This window comes from Variovorax sp. dw_308 (assembly GCF_019207085.1).
Lineage (GTDB): Bacteria > Pseudomonadota > Gammaproteobacteria > Burkholderiales > Burkholderiaceae_C > Variovorax.
On record NZ_JAATOM010000003.1, the window covers coordinates 335,689 to 358,742 of the forward strand.

Genomic DNA, 23,054 nt, shown 5'->3' on the forward strand with positions numbered 1-23,054 from the left:
CCCGTTTCATACAGACGAATCCACAGGAAACCCCCGCTTCATCCCTTGAATCCCGCGCGGTTATCCACACGTTCTTCACAACCTAACTTTTTCAGATTTCAGGAGCTATCACCATGGGCAGAATCATCGGCATCGACCTCGGCACCACCAATTCGTGCGTGTCGATCATGGAAGGCAACACCACGCGTGTGATCGAGAACTCGGAAGGTGCGCGCACCACGCCGTCGATCGTCGCCTACCAGGAAGACGGCGAAGTGCTGGTCGGCGCCTCGGCCAAGCGCCAGGCCGTGACGAACCCCAAGAACACGCTCTATGCCGTCAAGCGTTTGATCGGCCGCAAGTTCGAGGAGAAGGAAGTGCAGAAGGACATCAACCTGATGCCCTACACGATCACCAAGGCCGACAACGGCGACGCCTGGGTCGAAGCCCGCGGCAAGAAGCTCGCACCGCAACAGGTCAGCGCTGAGATCCTGCGCAAGATGAAGAAGACCGCCGAAGACTACCTCGGCGAGACGGTGACGGAAGCCGTCATCACGGTGCCGGCCTACTTCAACGACGCTCAGCGCCAGGCTACCAAGGACGCCGGCCGCATCGCCGGCCTGGACGTCAAGCGCATCATCAACGAACCCACCGCTGCCGCGCTGGCCTTCGGCCTCGACAAGCAGGACAAGCGCGATCGCAAGATCGCCGTGTATGACTTGGGCGGCGGTACCTTCGACGTGTCGATCATCGAGATCGCCGACGTCGACGGCGAGAAGCAGTTCGAAGTGCTGTCGACCAACGGCGACACCTTCCTCGGCGGCGAGGACTTCGACCAGCGCGTCATCGACTACATCATCGGCGAGTTCAAGAAGGAACAAGGCGTCGACCTGAGCAAGGACGTGCTCGCGCTGCAACGCCTGAAGGAAGCGGCAGAGAAGGCCAAGATCGAGCTGTCGAACAGCCCGGCCACCGACGTCAACCTGCCCTACATCACGGCCGACGCCTCGGGTCCGAAGCACCTGAACATCAAGCTGACGCGTGCCAAGTTCGAATCGCTGGTCGAGGAACTGATCGAGCGCACCATCGCCCCGTGCCGCACCGCCATCAAGGATGCCGGCGTGAGCGTGAACGACATCAGCGACGTGATCCTGGTCGGCGGCATGACCCGCATGCCCAAGGTGCAGGAAAAGGTGAAGGAGTTCTTCGGCAAGGAACCGCGCAAGGACGTGAACCCTGACGAAGCCGTCGCCGTCGGCGCCGCCATTCAAGGTCAAGTGCTGTCGGGCGACCGCAAGGACGTGCTGCTGCTGGACGTGACCCCGCTGTCGCTCGGCATCGAGACGATGGGCGGCGTGATGACCAAGATGATCACGAAGAACACCACGATCCCGACCAAGTTCGCGCAGACCTTCTCGACCGCCGAAGACAACCAGCCGGCCGTGACGATCAAGGTGTTCCAGGGCGAGCGCGAGATCGCGACCGGCAACAAGCTGCTCGGCGAGTTCAACCTCGAAGGCATCCCGCCGGCATCGCGCGGCACGCCGCAGATCGAGGTGAGCTTCGACATCGACGCCAACGGCATCCTGCACGTCGGCGCCAAGGACAAGGGCACCGGCAAGGAAAACAAGATCACCATCAAGGCGAACTCGGGCCTCTCCGAAGACGAGATCCAGAAGATGGTGAAGGACGCCGAGCTGAACGCCGCCGAGGACAAGAAGAAGGTCGAGGTGGTGCAGGCCCGCAACCAGGGCGAAGCGATGGTGCACAGCGTGAAGAAGTCGCTCGGCGAGCACGGCGACAAGCTGGAAGCCGGCGAGAAGGAAAAGATCGAAGCCGCGATCAAGGACGTGGAAGAAGCCCTCAAGGGTGACGACAAGGCCGCGATCGAGGAAAAGACCAACACGCTGATGTCGGCCAGCCAGAAGCTCGGCGAGAAGATGTACGCCGACGCGCAAGCCGCAGCAGGCGGTGCCGCAGGCGGCCCGGGTGCTGGCGCGGAACATGCTGCGAACAGCGCGCCGGCCGACGACAACGTCGTGGACGCTGAAGTCAAGGAAGTGAAGAAGGGCTGATTCCGCAGCCCCGAATCAAGGCTGGAACACCCGTCCAAGGTGGTCCAGCCTTTTCTGCTTGTAGAGAAGAAGCCCGCACGGACAGAACATGGCCACCAAACGCGACTATTACGAAACCCTCGGCGTCCCGAAGAACGCGAGCGAGGAAGAAATCAAGAAGGCTTATCGCAAGCTTGCGATGAAGCACCACCCTGACCGAAATCACGGCGACAGCAAGGACGCCGAGATCAAGTTCAAGGAGGTCAAGGAAGCCTACGAAATGCTGTCGGACGGCCAGAAGCGCGCCGCTTACGACCAGTACGGCCATGCCGGCGTGGACCCGAACATGCGCGGCGGCCCGGGCGCGGAAGGCTTCGGCGGCTTTGCGGAAGCGTTCGGCGACATCTTCGGCGACGTGTTCGGCGGTGCGCGCGGCGGCCGTGCCGGCGGCGGACGCCAGGTGTTCCGCGGCAGCGACCTGAGCTACGCGATGGAGATCACGCTCGAGGAAGCGGCCGAAGGCAAGGACTCGCAGATCCGCATCCCGAGCTGGGACGAGTGCGGCACCTGCCACGGCAGCGGCGCCAAGCCCGGCACCAAGCCGATCACTTGCACCACCTGCCACGGGCAGGGTGCGGTGCAGATGCGCCAGGGCTTCTTCAGCGTCCAGCAGACCTGCCCGCAGTGCCACGGCACCGGCAAGATCATTCCCGAGCCGTGCGCCACCTGCCACGGCCAGGGCAAGCTGAAGAACAACAAGACGCTGGAAGTGAAGATCCCGGCCGGCATCGATGATGGGATGCGCATCCGCAGCACGGGCAACGGCGAGCCCGGCACCAACGGCGGACCTCCGGGCGACCTCTACATCGAGATCCGCCTGAAAAAGCACGACCTGTTCGAGCGCGAAGGCGACGACCTGCATTGCGTCGTGCCGGTGAGCATGACGACGGCGGCGCTGGGCGGCGAGATCAACGTGCCGACGCTGAAGGGCGCGGCAGCCATCGACATTCCCGAAGGCACGCAAAGCGGCAAGCAGTTTCGCCTGCGCGGCAAGGGGATCAAGGGCGTGCGCGCGTCCTATCCGGGCGACCTGTATTGCCACGTGCGCGTCGAGACGCCGGTGAAGCTCACCGAGCATCAACGCAAGCTGGTGAAGGAACTCGACGAGTCGCTCAAGAAGGGCGGCAACAAGCACAGCCCGACGGACAAGGGCTGGTTCGACCGGGCGAAGGAATTCTTCAGCTGACAGTCCCGCGAAAGGTGGCGCGCAACCGGAGATCCGCTACGCGCCGCCTCGCACGAAGGTCCCCAGTCCTTCGCGGTCGTAGTACTCCAGCGTCAGCCGGTCGCCCGCGAAGCTGGCCTTCGAGATCGTGCCCGGCCCGGCGTTCTCGTTGAACAGGGTGAACGTGAAGACGTCGCCGTCCCAGTGCTTCAGCGGGAGCCGGAGCGGTGCTTGGCCAAGCACCATCACCAGCCCACCCGCTTCCTGGACCACCCGCAACGGCCCGTGATAGGCGTTGCCATAGGTGCCGGCATAGGCCGCCAAGCCTTGCGCCGGCGCCGGCCGCGCGGGCGGCGCGACACCCACCAGGGAGCCTTCGGGGTCGGCAAACGCCGCAAACCCCTTCGTGAAGATGTCCGCCCACGGCTGCTGGATCGCACCGAACTGCAGCAGGTCGAAGAACTGCGCGACCAGGGTTTCCGGGACGCCGATCGGCGTCGCATTGGTCAACGCGACCATGCCGACGCCGGTGGACGGCACGACCGTGAACGCCGTCCCCGTCCCCAGCGCGAAACCGCCGGAGTGGCTGAACGAGGCCCGACCGGCTGCGGTGGTGCCGACGTTGAAGCCAAATCCGTAGTGCCCCGCAGGGCGCGCCCCGCTCGCCGGCGAAGACAATATTTGCGGCGACACGGCAGGCGCCAGCGCAGCAGCGTCGACGATCGTCCTGCCCGCGAATGCTCCCTGCCCCACCATCATCGACAGCCATCGCGCGACGTCGTTCACCGACGAGGTGACGCTTGCAGCGGGCGCCTGTGCGTCCGGCATGCGCACTGGGCCGGGCACGTACACACCGTTGGCCTTGACGTGGCCCACCACGCGGTTCGACCGCGCCTGGAAGTCCGCGAAGCGCGAACTGGTCCGGGTCATGCCCAGCGGGACATAGAGCGTTCGTTCGCACAGCGTCGCCCAGTCGACGCCGGCCGCCGCGGCGACAGCGGCGGCCCCGCCGGTGAGACCGAAGTTGGTGTAGTGGTAGGACTTGCGAAATGCGTCGAGCGGCAGATGGCGCAGGCGCTGCAGCACCTGCTGCCGGTCGTAGCCCAAGTCCTCGAGGCGGTCGCCAGCAAAGGCGGGCAGGCCGGAACGATGCGCATAGAGGTCGCCGATGGTGAGCTGCGCACTCACGGCCGGGTCCTTCAATTCGAACCAGGGCAGGTGCCGCCGCACCGGCGTGTCCCACGCGATGCCGCCCTGCCCGACCTGATGCGCCACGACCGAGGCACCCAGCGACTTGGACACTGACGCGAGCTGGAACACCGTGTCGGCATCCACCGGCGCCTGCGTGCCGGCGACCCGCGTGCCGAAGCCCTTGGCATAGATCGTCCGGTCCCCCTGCACGATCGCGACGGCCATGCCGGGCAGGCCCGACTTCTGCATCAAGGCGCCGGCCAGCCCGTCGAGCTGGGCGACCGCAGCCTGGAGCTTCGCCTCGTCAGTCGAAGCAGCCGCCACACGGTTCTGGCTGCTACTACCGCCGCAACCCACGAGCCCGAATGCCGCGCAGGCGCCCAGAAAATGGCGGCGTTGCCGCAGTCGGGAGTTCATGTCGACCTTCCGGGCCGCGCGTCGCCGGCGGGTTCGCCGGGATCACGGGTCGGAAGGATTCTTGTACGGCGGCACCGGCCGGCGCAACATCGCTTCCGGCGGATGGCGCCTGGGCTATGCCTTGTCGGCGAGGCGAACCAAGGCTTCGATGGCGAGCGGATAACCCTTCACGCCCAGCCCCACGATGATGCCGCGCGCGGCCGGCGAGATGAACGAATGGTGGCGGAACTCCTCGCGCGCATGCACGTTGGAGATGTGCAGTTCGATCAGTGTGACGCTCGCGCCCTTGATCGCATCGTGCAACGCGACGGACGTGTGTGTGTAGGCGCCCGGGTTCATCACCACGCCGATCATGTTGCCCGCCGCGATCTCGCGTCCGGCCTCATGGATCCAGTCGATCAGCTGGCCTTCATGGTTGGATTGGCGGCATTCGACCGCGACGCCGAGCTTCGCGCCCGCCTCCGCGCACATGCGCTCGACATCGGCCAGCGTTTCGTAGCCGTATTGCGCGGGCTCGCGCGTGCCGAGCAGGTTGAGGTTGGGGCCGTTGAGGACGAGGATTTTTTTCATGGTCTTGGCATTGTCGGGGGGCGTTGGGGGGTGGGCCAGGCGCGAGCCGGCCGCGGGGGCTCAGTACTGGATTTGCGCCGACGCACGCAGTTCGTCGGGGGTGCTCGTGCCGTAGCCGAAGAACTCGAGGTACGCCGGGATCATCTCGAACAACATGTCGGTGCCGACCTGGATCGCGCAGCCCTTGTCCTTGGCGGCCTGCAACAGCGGCGTGTATTCGGACTTCATGACGACCTCGCCGACGAAGGTGGTGGGCGCGATGCGGTCGATGTCGAAAGGCAGCGGATCGCCCTCCTTCATCCCCAGTGGCGTGGCGTTCACCACCACGTCGAAGCCGGCCGGGTCCTTCGAGCCGGTCTTCACCACCAGTTGCGGATAGTGCTCGCGCAGGCGGCCGGCCAGCGCTTCCACCGAGGCGGTGTTCATGTCGAACAGCGCCAGCTCGGCCACGCCCGCGCCGGCCAGCGATGCCGCGATGGCCGACCCCACCCCGCCCGCGCCGGACACCAGCACCCGCGCGCCCTTGAGCGCGCGGCCCTTGCGCTCGACGCCGCGCACGAAACCGGCGCCGTCGAACTGATCGCCCAGCAGCGTGCCGTCGGGCCGCTTCAGGATCGCGTTGCAGGCGCCGGCAATCTTCGCGGTCGGCGTGACCTCGTCCACCAGGCTCATCGTCGTGACCTTGTGCGGCATCGTGACCAGCGCGCCGCGCAGGTTGGTCAGGGTGGCCAGCGTCTTCAGGAAGGCCGGATAGTCGTCGGGCTTGACGCCCATCGGCATCACGACCGCGTCGATGCCCTTCCGGTCGAACCACGGGTTGTAGATCATGGGCGCCTTGAACGACTCGGTCGGGTAGCCGATGTGGGCGATGAGGGTGGTCTTGCCGCTGATCATGATGGGGTTGTCTCCGATGGGTAGGTGCGCCACTTTAGGAGCCACGGTGCGCGGCGTACACCACATCAGGGCCACCTTCGATCGATCAGCGCAAACGCATGATCGATGAGCGATCTTTTTTCGGGTTTACCCGCTTCGGCGAGCCAACTGCTTCCTTCCGGATCAGTTGGACAAAGTGGGGTTGCGCTTTTCTTCCATCAGGCGCTGCTGTGCCTGCACGACCCGGCATTCCGCCGTCTGACGCAGCGCGGACCTAGCGCACTCGGTGACCTTGCAGCGCGCGGTCGCGAAGAAGTTCATCCCGCTGCACGCCTTGGCCAGAAATGAAGCAGCAGCCGGCGCGGGCGCCGCCGCCGCGTGCGGCTTGTGCACGATACGCGCGGGAGCCGCGGGGGCCGGCGTGCCCGGGTGACCTTCGGCTTGCGATGGGGCTTCCTGCCCTGCCTGCGTCGAAGCGGTGACGAGTACTTCGCCGGGAGCCAAGGTCGATGCCGCTGTTGGTGCAGATGCAGCCCGGGGCGCGCCGGTCGGCGTGGTTGCGGGTCCGTTCGAGGCTTCGGCGGCCACTGTTCGCGCCGGCTCGACGCTGGATGCCGGCGCGGTCGTCGCGGGCGCCGTGGTCGTTGCAGGCGCTGTGGTCGTCGCAGGCGCCGAAGTCGTTGCAGTCGTCGCGGTCGTTGTCATCGCAGTCGTCGCGGGCACCGCCGGCGTCACCGCAGCCTCGCGCTCCTCGACCCCGTTGCCGGCCTTGTAGATGTACCACCCGCCCGCGCCCGCCGCAGCCCAGCCCGCCGCACCGACCAGCAGCGCGATGGCAAGCGCGCCGACGCTGACCCACAGGCCCTTGCGCCCCCTTGTTTCCGGCGGCGGGGCCAGCGCGGCGGCGGCGCGCACCCGCTCCTGCGGCGCCTGCAACGGCACAGAAGCCGCGAACGCAGCCAGCGCCGAGGGCATGCCCTCCGACGCCGCTGCCTCGCGTGGCGCCGGCCGCGCCGCCAGCTGTGTCGCTTCGAAGCCCGCCGGCAGCGCGCCGATGCACTCGATGCAGAACTTCGCGACCGAACGGTTTTCCGTGCCGCAGGCGGGGCAAACCAGCGCCATCAGTGCGCGTGCTCAGGCACTGCCGAATGGCCGGTGACGCGGACGCCCTCCTGCGCCGCAACGAGGTCCCGCTGCGCCGACAGCACCAGCACGGCCTGGTGCGCCGTACGGCTGGCTGTCTTGGTGTGGCCGATCAACGTCTGCCACTCGCTGGCCAGGACTTCTGGCGGGCGCGATGCCGCATCGCGCAACAGCATCTGCGCAACGTCCACCAGCGCGGCGGCGGAGGTCAGGCACATCCCGATCGCCTCGCGGGCCGGCGTGTCGGTCGCACCACCCGTCGCACTGTCGCGGGCCATGACTTGCTCGATGGCGATCAAGGCACGCTCCAGGAGGGCTCGCTCGGAGATGGTGTTCATCGCGGATGGCGGAGTACGCACTGTTGGGTTGGCGGGAATCGTGCCATTCGACGGCCGCAACGCCGCGTGCAATAAGACACGTTTAGAAACATTAGTTAACTCAATGTAGCACTCCCGTGGGTTGCCGCAAAGGGTCCAGGGTCGCGGAAGCCATGGCGGATGCCGGCCGCTTTTTCGCAACCGGACGCTCTTGCGGGCCGGGACTCGCCTCTATAGTCAGCGCTGTCCTCCACCGTCCACCGATACCGATCATCATGAAAACCAAAGCCGCCGTCGCCTGGAAATCCGCCGTCCCGCTGACCATCGAAACCGTCGACCTGGAGGGCCCTAAATTCGGCGAGGTGCTGGTCGAGATCAAGGCCACGGGCATCTGCCATACCGACTACTACACCCTCTCCGGCGCCGACCCGGAAGGCATCTTCCCGGCGATCCTGGGCCACGAAGGCGCAGGCATCGTGGTGGACGTCGGCCCCGGCGTGACCACGCTGAAGAAAGGCGACCACGTCATCCCGCTCTACACGCCGGAATGTCGCCAGTGCAAGTTCTGCCTCAGCCGCAAGACCAACCTGTGCCAGCAGATCCGCGGCACGCAAGGCAAGGGCCTGATGCCCGACGCGACGAGTCGCTTCAGCCTCGACGGCAAGCCGATCTTCCACTACATGGGCACGTCCACCTTCAGCAACTACACGGTGGCGCCGGAGATCTCGATGGCCAAGATCCGCAAGGACGCGCCCTTCGACAAGGTCTGCTACATCGGCTGCGGCGTGACCACGGGCATCGGCGCGGTGATCTTCACGGCCAAGGTCGAGGCGGGCGCCAACGTGGTGGTGTTCGGGCTGGGCGGCATCGGACTCAATGTGATCCAGGGCGCGAAGATGGTCGGCGCCGACAAGATCATCGGCGTCGACCTGAACCCGGAGCGCGAGGCGATGGCGCGCAAGTTCGGCATGACGCACTTCATCAATCCGAAGGACGTGCCGAATGTGGTCGACGCCATCGTGCAACTCACCGACGGCGGCGCCGACTACAGCTTCGAATGCATCGGCAACACCCAGGTCATGCGCCAGGCGCTGGAATGCACTCACAAGGGCTGGGGCCGCAGCATCATCATCGGCGTGGCCGAGGCGGGTGCGGAAATCAGCACCCGGCCGTTCCAGCTCGTCACCGGCCGCAAGTGGGAAGGCTCGGCCTTCGGCGGCGCACGCGGACGCACCGACGTGCCGAAGATCGTCGACTGGTACATGGAGAACAAGATCAACATCGACGACCTCATCACGCACACGATGCCGCTGGAGGACATCAACAAGGGCTTCGAGTTGATGAAGCGGGGGGAATCGATCCGGGGCGTGGTGATCTACTAGCTCGCCCCCAGGTCGCCGCGGCACTTCGTGCCGCGACTCCCCCTCCCTACCGGAGGCACCACCAGCGTTCGGGCAAAGCCGGTTCCGCGGTGGTTCTGGAATGGAAACCGTCGCCGTTTGAGGATTGTTGAATGGAAGCATTGAGGCCGCTGAAACGCATCGAAGCCGGCGTGCTGGACGTCGCATTTGTCGAGGCTGGGCCGGCCGATGGCGCGCCAGTGCTCCTGATGCACGGCTTTCCGTACGACATCCATTCCTATGCCGAGGTCGCGCCGATGCTGGCCGCGGCAGGCTGCCGCGTGATCGTGCCGTACCTGCGCGGCTATGGCCCCACCCGCTTTCTCGACGCCGCGACACCGCGTTCCGGCGAGCAGGCCGCGCTCGGCGCCGACCTGCTCGCGCTGATGGATGCGCTGCACATCCCGCGCGCCGTGCTCGCCGGCTACGACTGGGGTGGGCGCGCGGCCTGCGTGGTGGCAGCGTTGTGGCCGCAGCGCTGCACCGGGCTGGTCTCGTACAACAGCTACAACATCCAGAACATCGCGCGGGGCATGGAGCCCGACACGGCGGAAAACGAGCACCGGCTCTGGTACCAGTACTACTTCCACTGCGAACGCGGCCGGGCCGGCCTGGCCAGGGACCGGCGCGGCATCGCGAAGCTGCTGTGGAAGCTGTGGTCGCCGACCTGGCCTTTCGACGACGCCACCTTCGAGCGCAGCGCCGCGGCTTTCGACAACCCGGATTTCGTCGACGTGGTGATCCAGTCCTACCGGCATCGCTTCGGCCTGGTGCCGGGCGATCCGGCCTATGCCGACATCGAACGCCGGCTCGCCGCGCAGCCTGCCATCACCGTCCCGTGCATCACCTTCGACGGCGCCGACGACGGCGTGCGCGATCCGGCCGACGCGTCGGTGCATGCCGCCCGCTTCACTGGCCCGCGCTCGCACCGCATCGTGCCGGGCGTGGGCCACAACATGCCGCAGGAAGTGCCGCGCGTGTTCGCCGATGCGGTCCTTGAACTCGTTGCCTCGCGCGGCCCATGACCACTCCCTTCAAGCTGCTCTCCGAACACCGCTGCTTCGGCGGCATGCAACGCTTCCTGGAGCACGCGTCGCGCGAAGTCGACCTGCCGATGCGCTTCTCGATCTACCTGCCGCCGCAGGCGGCGATCGGCAAGGTGCCGGCGTTGCTGTACCTCGCCGGCCTGACCTGCAACGAGGAGACCTTCGTGGTCAAGGCCGGCGCCCAGCGCATGGCGGCCGACCTCGGCATCGCGCTGATCGCGCCCGACACCAGCCCGCGCGGCGCCGACCTGCCCGGCGAGGCCGACAGCTGGGACTTCGGCGTGGGCGCCGGCTTCTACCTCGACGCCACCGAAGCCCCGTGGGCGAAGCACTGGCGCATGGAAAGCTGGCTCATCCAGGAGCTGCTTCCGCTCGTCGGCGCCCACCTGCCGCTCGACATGCAGAGGCTCGGCATCTTCGGCCACTCGATGGGTGGCCACGGCGCGCTCACGCTGGCCTTGCGCCACCCCGGGCTGTTCAAGTCGCTGTCGGCCTTTGCGCCCATCTGCGCGCCCATGCAATGCCCGTGGGGCGAGAAGGCATTCACCGGCTACCTGGGCGCCGACACCACGCGCTGGCTCGCACATGATTCGACGGTGCTGATGCAGCAGCAGCCCGTTGCACCCTACCCCGCCGGCATCCTGGTCGACCAGGGCCTGGCCGACAAATTCCTGCCCGAACAATTGCATCCGCAGTTGCTGGAAGCCGCTTGCGCGGCGATCGGCCAGCCGCTCATGCTGCGCCGGCACGAAGGCTACGACCATGGCTACTACTTCATCCAGAGTTTCATGGCCGACCATCTGGCGCATCATGCGCGGACACTCCACACCCCATGACACCGGCCCCCACCTCCCACGTCCGCGGCAGCCGCTTCACGCACGAGGAAGCCGTCGCCGTGGCCGGCATCTGGCGCCGCGCGTGGTCTTCCGCGCGCCACGATGCGATGGTGGTGGAGCCCATCGGCCATTGGCTCGCGCGCGTGAACGCGGAGTTCAGGCCACCCAGCGAACTGCTGCTGGTGGAACGCGAAAAGCAGGTGCTCGGCTTCATCGTGCTGCACACGGCGCACCGCTATGTCGCGCAGCTGTATGTCGACCGGCACGTGCATGGCCAGGGACTCGGGCGCATGCTGCTCGACGAGGCCAGCCGGCGCATGCCGGAAGGATGGAAGCTGCACGTGGCCCTCGACAACGTGCACGCACAGCATTTCTACGCGCGCCGCGGCCTGGCGCCCGGCGTGGTCGACCGGCACCCTGGTACGGGCATTCAACGGGTTGCCTACCATTGCATCCCGGGCGCACGCTGACGCGCGCGCGCCCACCATGTCAAGGAACCAGGCATGAGCGAGTTTGTTTCCAGCCTGCATGAAGCCTTCGAGCGGCTCGGCCGCATCGAGACGCGGCGCATGTTCGGCGGCCACGGCATCTACCACGAGGGCCGCATGATCGGCCTGGTGGTCGCCGACACGCTCTACCTGAAGTCCGATGCCGAAACCGTCGCGCACTTCGACCGGCTCCAACTGCCGGCCTTCGAATACCGCAGGGGTGACAAAACGATGCAGACCTCCTACCGCCAGGCGCCGGCCGACGTGTTCGAGGACCGCGAGGAGGCTGCGGCCTGGGGCCGACTTGCCTGGGAGGCCGCGCTGCGATCCGGCCATGCGCCAAAGGCACGGACTCCGAGGACCGCGTTGAAGCCGAAGCCCGCGAAGAGCGCAAAGAGCGCGAAGGCCGCGAAGACCGCCAAGGCCCCCCGCAAGGCGGCCGCGCGATGATCGCGACGCCGCCACCCCCGCTGCCCACCCGCGAGGAAATCGCACTGCTCGACGAGTTCCCCGGGCTCGGCATGCCCGACATCGAACTGGTTGCCACCGCCGAACACGCGGCACGCGCGCTGGCCGCGCTGGGCCGGCTCGACGTGGTCGGCTTCGACACCGAATCCAAGCCCACCTTCCTGAAGAACGAAGTGTCGTCCGGTCCGCACACGCTGCAACTGGCGACGCTCGACCACGCCTGGGTGTTCCAGTTGCACGATGCCGATTGCCGCGCCGCCGCCGCGAGCCTGCTGGCCTCCAGCGCGCTGACCAAGGTCGGCTTCGGCCTTTCCAGCGACCGCACGCAGATCCGCGCGAAGCTCGGCGTGGAGCCGCAGGCCGTGATCGACCTGGACATGGTGTTCCGGCGTCGCGGCTACAAGAATTCGGTCGGCGTGAAGACGGCGGTGGCGCTGGTGTTCGGACAGCGCTTCAGCAAGTCACGCAAGCAGAGCACGTCGAACTGGTCCAGCCGGCACCTGAGCGAAGGTCAGCTTCGGTACGCGGCGAACGATGCCTGGGCGGCGATGCGCGTGTACGAGGCGTTGGGGCTGCGGCCGGCGCACTCGGCGGACGTACGAGGCTGACGCAATGCAGTTGCTGCGCATCGCCATCGACTGGACCGCGTTCACGCCGTGGCACGCCCTGGCGGGCGGCGCGCTGATCGGCCTGGCCGCCGGCATGTTCGCGTTGCTCAACGGTCGCATCGCCGGGATCAGCGGGATCATGGGCGGACTGCTGCGGCCGGCGCGGGGCGACATCGGATGGCGGATGGCCTTCCTGCTCGGGCTGGTGGCTGCGCCGCTCGCGTTTGCGGGGTGGGGCGTGTTGGCGCCGCTGCAGATCGACATCGGCTTCGCCGGGGTCGGCGCGGCCGGCTTGCTCGTGGGACTCGGGACACGCTATGGGTCGGGTTGCACCAGCGGGCATGGCGTGTGCGGCGTGTCGCGGCTCTCGCCGCGCTCGATCATCGCGACGCTGGCTTTCATGGCGGCCGGCTTTGCCACGGTGTTCGTCATGCGGCATCTGTGGCGCTGAAGCACATGCAAGCGTTCGCTGCCTTCGCTTCAGGCCTGGTGCTTGGCATCGGCCTGCTGCTGTGCGGCATGGCCAATCCGGCCAAGGTGCTGGGCTTTCTCGACCTGTTCGGGCGCTGGGACCCGTCGCTGGCCCTGGTGATGGCGGGGGCGATTGCGGTCGCATCGCTGGGCTTCCTCGCGGCGCGGCGCCGCACGCGCTCGCTGCTGGGCACGGACATGAAGCTGCCCGGCGCCGGTCGCATCGACCGCCGGCTGGTTCTTGGCAGCCTGGTCTTCGGCGTGGGCTGGGGCATAGCCGGCTTCTGTCCCGGTCCCGGCCTGGTGGCGCTCGGCATGGGCGAGCCCAAGGCGCTGGTCTTCGTGCTGGCGATGGTGAGCGGGATGGCTGGCTTCGAGCTGATTGAACGGCTGCGCCGTCGCGCAGCCAGAGGCGACCGCGGCATAGCCCGTCTGCCCCGCGCCCTCCACGCCGGGGCCGGGCGCAGCACGGGTGCCGGGCGGGCCTGCATCGCGTTTATCCGGCTGTCCCATGCGTTGGATCATCCCTATGCTCGCGCTTGTCGCCGTCAGCTGCCTGGGAACCCTCGCATTGGCACGGGCATGGCGACTCCAACAAAACCTATTCAAGGAGGCAAGACATGACCCATTTCAAGAAACTCGGCGCCCTGCTGACTGTGCTGCTGCTGGCCGTGGGCGGCGCGCATGCCCAGGGCAGCGGCAAGCCCGTCAACCTGATGGTCCCCTACCCGGCCGGCGGACCCTCGGACTCCGCGGCCCGCATCGTGAGCGTACCGCTTGGCAATGCGCTCAAGGAGCAGGTCATCGTCGAGAACCTGGGCGGCGCGAGCGGTTCGATCGCCGCGCAGAAGGTGCTGTCCGCGCCCGCCGACGGGCGCTACGTCTTCCAGGGCAGCCCCAACGAATTGATCCTCGCTTCGCTGGCCAATGCCGCCATCAAGCTCAAGGCCGAGGACTTCCGGCTGGTGCATCCGATGACCGATGCCACGATGGTGTTCGTCGCGCGCAAGGACTTGCCCGTCAACAACGTCGACGAGCTGATCGCGTTGGCGCGCAAGTCGGCCGACAAGCCACTCAACTACGGCAGCGTGGGCATCGGCTCGCTCTATCACTTCATCCTGGAGGACGTACAGCAGCGCACCAGCATCAAGCTGAGCCATGTGCCCTACAAAGGCAATGCGCCCTTGCTGCAGGACCTGGGCGGCGGGCAGGTCGACTTCGCGGTGCTGGTCTACAGCTCCGCGATGGGCGCGATGGCCGAGCAGGGACGCCTCAAGATCATCGGCCAGCTTGGCGCCACACGTTCGCCGTTCCTGAAGAACGTGGCCACGGCCGCGGAAGGCAAGGAACTTCCCAAGCTGGAGTACACGATCTGGAGCGGACTCTTTGTGCCCAAGGCCACGCCGGACGCAGTCGTCGAGCGCCTGCATGCGGGCATCCAGGCCACGCTGAAGGACGAGTCCGTTCGCTCCCAGATGGCGGTGCAGATGCAGACGGTGTCGGAGCCCGTCTCCGTTGCGCAATCGGCGAAGTTCTATGAAGCGGAAAACGCCCGCTACCGCGCGATCGCCAAGGCGATCAACCTGCAGCCTCAATAAGACGGAGGCGAGAGGGCCCACCTTGCCGGCAGGCGCGCACTGGCGTGGCCGCCTGGTTCAACGACCCGACCCTGCCGGTGGCGCGGCCTGACGGCTGCCGCCGCCGCGCCGCTTCCTGAGCCGGGCGGCATTGCGCTTCCCCCGCGAAGCACGCCGGCGCAAGGCCCGGCAAAATGCTTGGCTCGACGCAACAACGGGCGCTTGCCCACCTCACTAGGGACAACATGAGCAGCAGCACTGACAAGAAGAGCGACTTCGGCCTGATCGGCCTGGCCGTGATGGGCCAGAACCTGGTGTTGAACGTGGAAAGCCGCGGCTTCCAGGTCAGCGTCTACAACCGCACCACCGCCACCACCGACGAATTCGTGGCGAAGCATCCGGGCAAGAAGCTGGTCGGCTGCGACACGCTCGAGGCTTTCGTGCAGAGCCTTTCCAGGCCGCGCAAGATCCAGATCATGGTCAAGGCCGGCGCGCCGGTCGACCAGGTCATCGAGCAACTCATCCCGCTGCTGGAAAAAGACGACATCGTCATCGACGGCGGCAACAGCCTCTACACCGACACCGAGCGCCGCGACGCCTATATGACCAGCAAGGGCCTGCGCTTCATCGGCGCGGGCGTATCGGGCGGCGAGGAAGGCGCGCGCAAGGGGCCGGCCATCATGCCGGGCGGGCCGGAGTCCACGTGGGAAGTGATGAAGCCGATCTTCGAGAGCATCGCTGCGAAGGTCGACGGCCAGCCCTGCGTGATCCACATCGGACCGGGCGGCGCGGGCCACTACGTGAAGATGATCCACAACGGCATCGAGTACGGCGACATGCAGTTGATCTGCGAGGCCTACAGCCTGTTCAAGGCGGCCGGCTTCACGAACGCGGAGATGGCCGCGATCTTCACCGAGTGGAACGAAGGCGAACTGCAGAGCTACCTGATCCAGATCACCGGCAAGGCGCTGGAGCAGACGGACCCGGAAACGGGCCAGCCGCTGGTCGAGCTGATCCTCGACAAGGCCGGCCAGAAGGGCACGGGCCAATGGACGCTGCTCAACGCGGCCGAGAACGCGGTGGTCATCAGCACCATCAACGCGGCCGTCGAGGCGCGCGTGCTCTCCTCGCAGAAGAAGCAGCGCGTAGTCGCCAGCACGCAATTGCAGGGCCCGGTGCCGGCGCTCGACAAGGTGAAGAAGGAGCTCGTCGCCAAGGTGCACGACGCGCTCTACGCCTCGAAGGTGATCAGCTACACGCAGGGCTTCGACCTCATCAAGACCATGGGCGAGAAGAGGAACTGGGGCCTGGACTTCGGCGGCATCGCGTCGATCTGGCGCGGCGGCTGCATCATCCGCGCGCGCTTCCTCAACCGCATCACCGAGGCCTACCGCAGCGACCCGCAACTGGCCAACCTGATGCTCGCGCCCTTCTTCAAGGACCTGCTCAACCGCACGCAGCAGAACTGGCGCGAGGTGGTGGCGCTGGCCGTCACCAACGGCATTCCGGTGCCGGCCTTCAGCGCATCGCTGGGCTACTACGACAGCTACCGCTCGGCGCGCCTGTCGGCCAACCTGCTGCAGGCGCAGCGCGACTTCTTCGGTGCGCACACCTACGAGCGCACCGACAAGCCCGAAGGACAGTTCTTCCACACCGATTGGCCCGAGGTCATCGGCTGACGACGCGGCCGCCGGGCCCGGCGCAGGTCGTGCAGCCTCCATCCGCCTGCCGGAGGCCGCGCCAGCGGTCCGGCGGATTTCGCCGTGTTTCCCGCATGGAGGCATGCATGGACTATCCGACTCATCTCGCAGAGGACTTCCAGCTGGCCGATGGCACGCAGTGCCGCATCCGGCCGATCCGCGCCGACGACCTGGCGCAGCACACCGACTTCGTGCATCACCTCTCGCCGGCCACCGGCTTCGCGCGGCTGCTGTCGCCGCGGATTCCGGAAGAGCCCGAGTTGCGCCGCATGACCGATGTCGACTACGAGCACGAACTGGCGTTGATCGCGCTGGCGCGCGAAGCCGATGGCGAGGTGCATGAAGTCGGGGTCGCACGCTACGTGCGCGGCGACACGCCCGAGAGCTTCGACACCGCCGAATTCGCCATCGTGATCGCCGATGCCTGGCAGCACCGGGGCCTGGCCGAGAAGCTCATGCGCCGCCTCATCGCAGCCGCCGGGCAAGCCGGCGTGCGGCGCCTGGCCGACATCACGCTCTACGACAACCGCGGCATGCTGGCGCTGGCGCGCAAGCTGGGGTTCAAGGCGCAGCGCGATCCGGGCGATCCCAACGTGACGCGGTTGCGGCTCGACTTGAAGGGGGACGCCGAACGCGCGTGAACCGGGCCAGCCGCTCGCAGCGGAAGTGCTTTGGCGACTACTGCGAGCCTGGCAGCCGCGCCCCGTTGACCTTGGCCGCACGCTTGTCGAAGGTCCACAGCGGCAATTCGCCCGCTTGAGCCGCCAAGGCGATGTGCAGGCAGTCGGCAAAGTTGGCGGAGCCACCTCGGTACAGCTGCAGGGCCACCTCGAGGGCCTGCTCCGACTCGAAGGTCAGTTCCGCGGCCGAGAACAGGCTGCTCAACGCCACCATCACGTCATCCTTCGCATACTCGAAACTGGCACGCAGCACCCACTCCAGTTCAAGCGTGACGGTCACCGGCACGAACAGCGTCAAGCCCTCGCTGACGCACTTGCGAATGAGTTTCCTGGCCGTCGCCAATTGCGCTTCGTCGTCCTGCACCAGGTAGCGGATAAGGACATTGGTGTCCAGCGCCGGCATCAGCGCCAGGGGTTCATGTCGTCCACGGCAACACGCTTGCCCTTGGGGGCCTTCAGCATGCCGGCCATGTCGAGGATGGACCGGGTCTTGGCCCGAACGATGATGGTGCCATCGGGCATCACCGACCAGACCAGGCGCGTTCCTGCCGTGGCATGCACGAGCGCCCGGACGTCGGCCGGGACCGTGGTCTGACCCTTGGCGGTGATGGTGGACTCAGTCATTTTTCGCCTTACTTTTCATTGAATTGTAATGCCACATCGCAATGCTGGCAATAAGCTACGACCTGCCGTCCGGACCCGCATCGACGGGCAGTGACGCTGCCGGAGGCCCCGGCATCGTGAGCAGCACACGCCACCCGGCCGAAGCCCAGCCTAATCACGCCCCGCCTCAAGAATCGCCTGCGCCAGCCGCTTCGGGTTCGAGAAGAACATCTCGTGGCTGCCCGGACACTCCACCAGCCTGAACAGCCCCAGCCGCTCCGACAGCCGCGGATGCCACGGCATGCTGTGCGGCAGCGCGATGTCCTGCTGGCAATTGACGTAGGACTTGCCCAGCGCCAGCGCTGCCAGCGGCTGGCTCAGCTTGATCTTGTCGGTGAAGGTGGCGTAGGGGTGCGGGTTCAGCTTCGCGTACGCCGCCTGCGCAGTGACCATGTCGGCGTCGTTGATGAAGGCGTCGCGCCAGATCTCGAAGGGCAGGTTGACCGCGTTGTTGCCGGCGCCCGCGATGGCGTCGAACATCGCGACGTAGTGCGGCGGCACCATGTCGTTGAGCGACTCGCCGTCGAGCGGGACGAAGGCGTTGATGTAGACCAGCCGCTTCAGCCGCGCCGCGATGCGATCGGCCACGCCGGAGATCACCATGCCGCCGTAGCTGTGGCCGGCGAGCCTGACCTCGCTCAGGTTCTGCTCCTCGATGAAGGCGACGATCGAATCGATCGCATGTGCCAGGCCGGTGCTGGCGCGGTCGTCGCCGGGTCGGTTGCCGGCGACGGTCGGGCAATGCACGGTGTGGCCGGCCTCGCGCATGACGGCGGCGACGGCTTCGATCTCGGCGCCGGTGTGCCAGGCGCCATGGACAAGGACATAGGTGTCAGGCATGGATGTCTCCGTTGTGGTTTTGGGGCGGGGGAAATCGTACGGGAATCGCCCGACATGCGCCCGCCGCACGCGCGCCGTGCCGCAGCGCTAAAGTGGCGCTCCCTCCGCCGCGTGACAGCCTGCATCGCATGAACCAGAACCGCCGCCAACGCCCAGCCCGCACCGGGCAGCAGGTCCGCACCGACCTCGCCGCCGCCTACCGCATGGCCGCGCAAAACGGCTGGGACGACACGGTCTACACGCACCTGTCGGCCAGCGTGCCCGGCGAGCCGGGCCATTACCTGCTGAACCCCTTTGGCGCCACCTTCGACGAAATCACGGCATCGAGCCTGGTCAAGGTGAACGTGCGCGGCGAGGTGGTCGACGGCTCCGGCGCGCGCGTCAATCCCAGCGGTTTCGCGATCCACGGCGCGGTGCACGCGGCCCGGCCCGAGGTCGAATGCGTGATCCACCTGCATACACCCTGGGGCGTGGCCTTGTCGATGCTGCCGGACGGCCTGCAGCCAACGTCGCAGTACGCGATGCGCCTCTACCGACGGCTCGGCCGCCACGCCTACGAGGGGCTGGCGCTGGGCCCGGACGAACAGCGGCGGCTGGTGGCCGACCTCGGCGCGCTCGACGGCCTGATCCTCGAGAACCACGGCACGCTGGTCGTCGGTCGCACCGTGGCCGAGGCCTGGATGCTGATGCACTTGCTGGAGCGAGCCGCCAAGGCGCAGTTGCGCGCGATGGCGGCCACGGGCGGCGCGCTGCGGGTCGTCGGCGACGCGCTGGCCGCGCGCACCTACGACGAATGGGTGGGCGACGGCAGCGAATGGGACGGCGATGTCGAATGGCCGGCGCTGCTGCGCCGGCTGGATCGCAGCGACCCGGGGTACCGCGAATGAACGGGCCTCGGCACGCGCCCCAAAGTCGCAGCAAACTCAGCACGCACAAACCCACAGGAACCACCCAACCATGCCCACCATCCGAGTCGAACTCTTCGAGGGCCGCACCGTCGAGCAGAAGCGCGCCCTCGCGCAAGCCCTGACGGACGCCACGGTCCGCACGCTCGGCGGCTCGCCGGGGTCCGTCGACATCGTCTTCTATGACATCGCCAAGCAGGACTGGGCCACCGGCGGCTCGCTCTGGAGCGATCCGCCGCGACCGGGCGGCTGAAGCCCGCGCAGAGCGAGTCGAGCTGGTATCGGGAACGTAAAGCCGACGGCAGGCACCAAATGTGCTGCATGCCGTCCTTGCGGGCTTTGCCCCTACGATGACGCCCTTCGCCGATTGAAGTAACAATTCGTGTCCATGGTCCAACTCGCCCTGCGCCGCCCCTACACCTTCATCGTCATGGCGATGCTGATCGTGCTGGCCACGCCCTTCGTGCTGCTGCGAATGGCCACGGACATCTTCCCGGAAATCAACATTCCGGTGATCAGCATCATCTGGAACTACAACGGCCTGCCGGCTTCGGAAATGGGCAACCGCATCTCGGCCCAGACCGAGCGCAGCCTGACCACCACCGTCAGCGACATCGAGCACATCGAGTCGCAGTCGCTGGCGGGCGTGTCGGTGATCAAGGTGTTCTTCCAGCCGACCGCCAACATCGAGACCGCCATCGCGCAGGTGGTGGCCTCGATGCAGACGCAGGTGCGGCAGCTGCCGCCCGGCATCACGCCGCCGCTGGTGATCAAGTACTCGGCATCCAGCATCCCGGTGATCCAGCTCGCGCTGTCCAGTCCGACGCGGGCCGAGAACTCGCTGTTCGACGCGGCCGTGAACCAGTTGCGGCCCCAACTGATCACGATTCCCGGCGCGGCCGTGCCCTTTCCGTACGGCGGCAAGAACCGGCTGATCTCGGTCGACCTCGACACCCAGGCGCTGCAGGCGCGCGGCCTGTCGCCTACCGACGTGGTGAACGCAGTCAACACGCAGAACCTGATCCTGCCTTCCGGCACGGTGAAGTTCGGCGCCACCGAATACGCGGTGAAGATGAACGGCTCGCCGAACGAGATCGTCGGCCTGAACGACCTGCCGGTGCGCACGGTCAACGGCGCGACGACCTACCTGCGCGACGTCGCCTATGTGCGCGACGGCTTCTCGCCGCAAACCAATGTGGTGCGCCAGGACGGGGTGCGCGGCGTGCTGCTGTCCGTGCTGAAGAACGGCGGTGCATCGACGCTGGACATCGTCTCCAACCTGCGCGCGCTGCTGCCGGTCGCGGCGCAGGGCATGCCGCAGGACATCAAGATCACGCCGCTGTTCGACCAGTCGCTGTTCGTCAAGGCGGCCGTGCAGGGCGTGGTGGCCGAAGCGGCGCTGGCGGCGGCGCTGACGGCGGCGATGGTGCTGCTCTTCCTCGGCAACTGGCGCAGCACGCTGATCATCGCGCTGACCATCCCGCTGTCGATCCTGGCGTCCATCCTGGTCCTGTACAGCCTGGGCGAGACGCTGAACCTCATGACGCTCGGCGGGCTCGCGCTGTCGGTCGGCATCCTGGTCGACCAGGCCATCGTCACCATCGAGAACATCGAGCGGCATCTGCACATGGGCACGCCGCTGCTGGAGGCGATCGACACCGGCGCGGGCGAGATCGGTGCGGCGGCCTTCGTGTCGACGCTGTGCATCTGCATCGTGTTCGTGCCGATGTTCTTCCTCAGCGGCGTGGCGCGCTTCCTGTTCGTGCCGCTGGCCGAGGCGGTGGTGTTCGCGATGCTGGCCTCCTACCTGCTGTCGCGCACGCTGGTGCCGACGCTGGTGATGCTGCTGATGGGCGGCGTGCATGAAGCCAATGCGGCGAGCACGAAGCCGAGCCTGCTGCAGCGCCTCTACCGCGCCTTCGACCGGCAGTTCGAACGCGTGCGCCGCGCCTACACGCTGGTGCTGTCGACGGTGCTGTCCAGGCGCGGCGCCTTCATCGGCATCTTCCTCGGCTTCTGCGTGCTCTCGTGCGGGCTGTTCACCGTCCTCGGCCGCGACTTCTTCCCGAGCGTGGACGGCGGCCAGATCCGCCTGCACATGCGCACGCCGACCGGCACGCGCATCGAGGAAACGGCACGCCTGGCCGACGCGGTGGAGCAGGCCATCCGCGAACTGATCCCGAAGGACCAGCTCGAGACCATCCTCGACAACCTCGGCGTCCCCAACAGCGGCATCAACCTCTCGTACAGCAACGCCGGCACCATCGGCACGCTGGACGGCGAGATCCTGATGTCGCTGAAGGAAGGCCACGAGCCCACCGAGAAGTTCGTGACGCTGCTGCGCGCCGAACTGCCCAAGCGCTTCCCGGGCACGGAGTTCTTCTTCCAGCCCGCCGACATCGTCACGCAGATCCTGAACTTCGGCCTGCCCGCTGCCATCGACGTGCAGTTCGGCGGCAACGACCAGGCCAGCAACGCGGCCTTCGCGGCCGACCTTGTGAAGTCGATCCGCAAGATCCCCGGCGCCGTCGACGCGCACGTGCACCAGCGCCTGGACGGCCCCAGCCTCAACCTGCAGATGGATCGCACGCGGCTGCAGCAATACGGGCTGACCGCATCGAACGTCGGCCAGAACGTGCTGATCGCGCTGTCGGGCAGTTCGCAGACGGCGCCGGCCTTCTGGCTCAATCCGGCGAACGGCGTGGTCTACAACATCGCGGTGCAGTCGCCGCAGTACAACGTCGACTCGCTCGATTCGCTGCTCAACATTCCGGTCGGCAACTCGGGGCCGAACAGCAACCAGGCGCCGCAGTTGCTCGGCAACCTGGTTGACGCGCAGGCGGCGCGGCAGGCGGCCATCGTGTCGCGCTACAACATCCAGCCGGTCGTCGACGTGTTCGTCAGCGTGCAGGGCACCGACCTGGCCAATGTCGCCGGCGAGGTGAAGAAACTGGTCGACGAGATGCGTCCCAAGCTCGGGCGCGGCAACGTCGTCACGATCCGCGGGCAGGTTCAGACCATGCAGAACTCCTTCATCGGCCTGGGCGTCGGGCTGCTGATGGCGATCGTGCTGGTGTACCTCCTGATCGTGGTGACTTTCCAGTCGTGGATCGACGCGGCCATCATCATCACGGCGCTGCCGGCGGCGCTCGCCGGCATCGCATGGATGCTGTTCATCACCGGCACCACGCTGAGCGTGCCGGCCCTGACCGGCGCGATCATGACCATGGGCGTGGCGACGGCCAACTCGATCCTGCTGATTGCCTTTGCCCGCGAACGCCTGGCAGCAGCCGTACCGCCGCTGTCGGCCGCGCTGGAGGCCGGCGCCACGCGCATCCGGCCGGTGCTGATGACGGCGCTGGCGATGATCATCGGCATGATCCCGATGGCGCTCGGCCTCGGCGAAGGCGCCGAGCAGAATGCGCCGCTGGGTCGCGCCGTGATCGGCGGCCTGCTGTTCGCCACCGTCTCCACCCTCTTCTTCGTGCCGGTGGTCTTCGCCAGCGTGCACAGCCGGCTTGCGCACCGCAAGGCGGCCCGCGAACAAAACCATCCGGCGCCACCTGCCAACGCGGCGCCCCAGGAGAACTGAAGCCATGACGC

Annotated in this window: 23 protein-coding genes and 1 pseudogene; 16 read left to right on the forward strand and 8 right to left on the reverse strand. The window is 67.1% G+C overall.

Annotated elements, in window-relative coordinates; genetic code table 11:
• The first annotated feature begins 113 nt into the window (after positions 1–113).
• A complete protein-coding gene (gene dnaK, locus HCU76_RS08000) occupies positions 114–2,054 on the forward strand; it encodes a molecular chaperone DnaK (protein ID WP_218508949.1) in 1,941 nt (646 codons plus the stop codon).
• A gap of 88 nt (positions 2,055–2,142) precedes the next feature.
• A complete protein-coding gene (gene dnaJ / locus HCU76_RS08005) occupies positions 2,143–3,279 on the forward strand; it encodes a molecular chaperone DnaJ (protein WP_213955741.1) in 1,137 nt (378 codons plus the stop codon).
• 36 nt (positions 3,280–3,315) lie between these two features.
• Here the strand turns inward: dnaJ and HCU76_RS08010 are convergent, their stop codons facing one another.
• The 5 genes from HCU76_RS08010 to HCU76_RS08030 all read right to left on the reverse strand — a co-directional run bounded on the left by HCU76_RS08010 (position 3,316) and on the right by HCU76_RS08030 (position 7,790).
• On the reverse strand, positions 3,316–4,866 hold the full coding sequence (locus HCU76_RS08010) for a serine hydrolase (protein ID WP_218508950.1): 1,551 nt from the start codon (positions 4,864–4,866) through the stop codon (positions 3,316–3,318).
• A 114-nt stretch (positions 4,867–4,980) separates the two neighbouring features.
• On the reverse strand, positions 4,981–5,436 hold the full coding sequence (gene aroQ, locus HCU76_RS08015) for a type II 3-dehydroquinate dehydratase (RefSeq protein ID WP_213955739.1): 456 nt from the start codon (positions 5,434–5,436) through the stop codon (positions 4,981–4,983).
• A 60-nt stretch (positions 5,437–5,496) separates the two neighbouring features.
• Complete coding sequence (locus tag HCU76_RS08020; protein WP_213955738.1) at positions 5,497–6,330, reverse strand: shikimate dehydrogenase; 834 nt, start codon at positions 6,328–6,330, stop codon at positions 5,497–5,499.
• 162 nt (positions 6,331–6,492) lie between these two features.
• The gene (locus HCU76_RS08025; RefSeq protein ID WP_218508951.1) at positions 6,493–7,431 is read right to left on the reverse strand and encodes a zinc ribbon domain-containing protein; all 939 of its coding nucleotides are present in this window, start codon (positions 7,429–7,431) and stop codon (positions 6,493–6,495) included.
• Positions 7,431–7,790, reverse strand: a complete 360-nt coding sequence (locus tag HCU76_RS08030) for a hypothetical protein (protein WP_213955736.1) — start codon at positions 7,788–7,790, stop codon at positions 7,431–7,433. Before HCU76_RS08030 ends, HCU76_RS08025 begins: the two co-directional genes overlap by 1 nt.
• 254 nt (positions 7,791–8,044) lie before the next feature.
• On the opposite strand from HCU76_RS08030, the gene HCU76_RS08035 reads away from it, so the two are divergent.
• From HCU76_RS08035 to HCU76_RS08085, 11 genes and pseudogenes are all read left to right on the forward strand, one after another.
• Positions 8,045–9,151, forward strand: coding sequence for an S-(hydroxymethyl)glutathione dehydrogenase/class III alcohol dehydrogenase (locus tag HCU76_RS08035; protein WP_213955735.1), 1,107 nt, complete (start codon positions 8,045–8,047; stop codon positions 9,149–9,151).
• A gap of 131 nt (positions 9,152–9,282) precedes the next feature.
• Positions 9,283–10,194 carry an alpha/beta fold hydrolase gene (locus tag HCU76_RS08040; protein WP_213955734.1) on the forward strand — a complete coding sequence of 304 codons (912 nt, stop codon included), beginning with the start codon at positions 9,283–9,285 and terminating at the stop codon, positions 10,192–10,194.
• Positions 10,191–11,051 (forward strand): S-formylglutathione hydrolase, encoded by an 861-nt coding sequence (gene fghA, locus HCU76_RS08045; RefSeq protein WP_213955733.1) that lies wholly within the window; start codon positions 10,191–10,193, stop codon positions 11,049–11,051. The genes HCU76_RS08040 and fghA overlap by 4 nt, the downstream gene beginning before the upstream one ends.
• Positions 11,048–11,521, forward strand: coding sequence for a GNAT family N-acetyltransferase (locus HCU76_RS08050; RefSeq protein WP_213955732.1), 474 nt, complete (start codon positions 11,048–11,050; stop codon positions 11,519–11,521). Before fghA ends, HCU76_RS08050 begins: the two co-directional genes overlap by 4 nt.
• Positions 11,522–11,554: 33 nt before the next feature.
• On the forward strand, positions 11,555–11,989 hold the full coding sequence (locus tag HCU76_RS08055) for a TfoX/Sxy family protein (protein ID WP_218508952.1): 435 nt from the start codon (positions 11,555–11,557) through the stop codon (positions 11,987–11,989).
• The gene (locus HCU76_RS08060; protein ID WP_213955730.1) at positions 11,986–12,615 is read left to right on the forward strand and encodes a 3'-5' exonuclease; all 630 of its coding nucleotides are present in this window, start codon (positions 11,986–11,988) and stop codon (positions 12,613–12,615) included. The genes HCU76_RS08055 and HCU76_RS08060 overlap by 4 nt, the downstream gene beginning before the upstream one ends.
• Positions 12,616–12,634: 19 nt before the next feature.
• A complete protein-coding gene (locus tag HCU76_RS08065) occupies positions 12,635–13,066 on the forward strand; it encodes a YeeE/YedE family protein (RefSeq protein ID WP_213955765.1) in 432 nt (143 codons plus the stop codon).
• Positions 13,067–13,071: 5 nt separating this feature from the next.
• A pseudogene (locus HCU76_RS36555) lies at positions 13,072–13,485 on the forward strand (DUF6691 family protein); the annotation flags it as partial.
• Between the two features lie 221 nt (positions 13,486–13,706).
• The gene (locus HCU76_RS08075) at positions 13,707–14,684 is read left to right on the forward strand and encodes a tripartite tricarboxylate transporter substrate binding protein (RefSeq protein WP_218508954.1); all 978 of its coding nucleotides are present in this window, start codon (positions 13,707–13,709) and stop codon (positions 14,682–14,684) included.
• A 224-nt stretch (positions 14,685–14,908) separates the two neighbouring features.
• Positions 14,909–16,342, forward strand: a complete 1,434-nt coding sequence (gnd, locus tag HCU76_RS08080; protein ID WP_218508955.1) for a decarboxylating NADP(+)-dependent phosphogluconate dehydrogenase — start codon at positions 14,909–14,911, stop codon at positions 16,340–16,342.
• A 107-nt stretch (positions 16,343–16,449) separates the two neighbouring features.
• Positions 16,450–17,004, forward strand: a complete 555-nt coding sequence (locus HCU76_RS08085) for a GNAT family N-acetyltransferase (RefSeq protein WP_218508956.1) — start codon at positions 16,450–16,452, stop codon at positions 17,002–17,004.
• 37 nt (positions 17,005–17,041) lie between these two features.
• Here the strand turns inward: HCU76_RS08085 and HCU76_RS08090 are convergent, their stop codons facing one another.
• The 3 genes from HCU76_RS08090 to HCU76_RS08100 form a co-directional block, all read right to left on the reverse strand.
• Positions 17,042–17,446 carry a PIN domain-containing protein gene (locus tag HCU76_RS08090; protein ID WP_218508957.1) on the reverse strand — a complete coding sequence of 135 codons (405 nt, stop codon included), beginning with the start codon at positions 17,444–17,446 and terminating at the stop codon, positions 17,042–17,044.
• Positions 17,446–17,667, reverse strand: a complete 222-nt coding sequence (locus tag HCU76_RS08095) for an AbrB/MazE/SpoVT family DNA-binding domain-containing protein (RefSeq protein WP_213955724.1) — start codon at positions 17,665–17,667, stop codon at positions 17,446–17,448. Before HCU76_RS08095 ends, HCU76_RS08090 begins: the two co-directional genes overlap by 1 nt.
• A 150-nt stretch (positions 17,668–17,817) precedes the next feature.
• Positions 17,818–18,546 carry an alpha/beta fold hydrolase gene (locus HCU76_RS08100; RefSeq protein ID WP_218508958.1) on the reverse strand — a complete coding sequence of 243 codons (729 nt, stop codon included), beginning with the start codon at positions 18,544–18,546 and terminating at the stop codon, positions 17,818–17,820.
• A gap of 128 nt (positions 18,547–18,674) precedes the next feature.
• On the opposite strand from HCU76_RS08100, the gene HCU76_RS08105 reads away from it, so the two are divergent.
• The 3 genes from HCU76_RS08105 to HCU76_RS08115 all read left to right on the forward strand — a co-directional run bounded on the left by HCU76_RS08105 (position 18,675) and on the right by HCU76_RS08115 (position 23,043).
• The gene (locus tag HCU76_RS08105) at positions 18,675–19,433 is read left to right on the forward strand and encodes a class II aldolase/adducin family protein (protein ID WP_218508959.1); all 759 of its coding nucleotides are present in this window, start codon (positions 18,675–18,677) and stop codon (positions 19,431–19,433) included.
• 70 nt (positions 19,434–19,503) lie between these two features.
• Entirely contained in the window at positions 19,504–19,704 is a 201-nt protein-coding gene (locus tag HCU76_RS08110; protein ID WP_218508960.1) for a 4-oxalocrotonate tautomerase, read from the forward strand.
• Positions 19,705–19,833: 129 nt separating this feature from the next.
• A complete protein-coding gene (locus tag HCU76_RS08115) occupies positions 19,834–23,043 on the forward strand; it encodes an efflux RND transporter permease subunit (RefSeq protein ID WP_218508961.1) in 3,210 nt (1,069 codons plus the stop codon).
• The last annotated feature ends 11 nt before the right edge of the window (positions 23,044–23,054 follow it).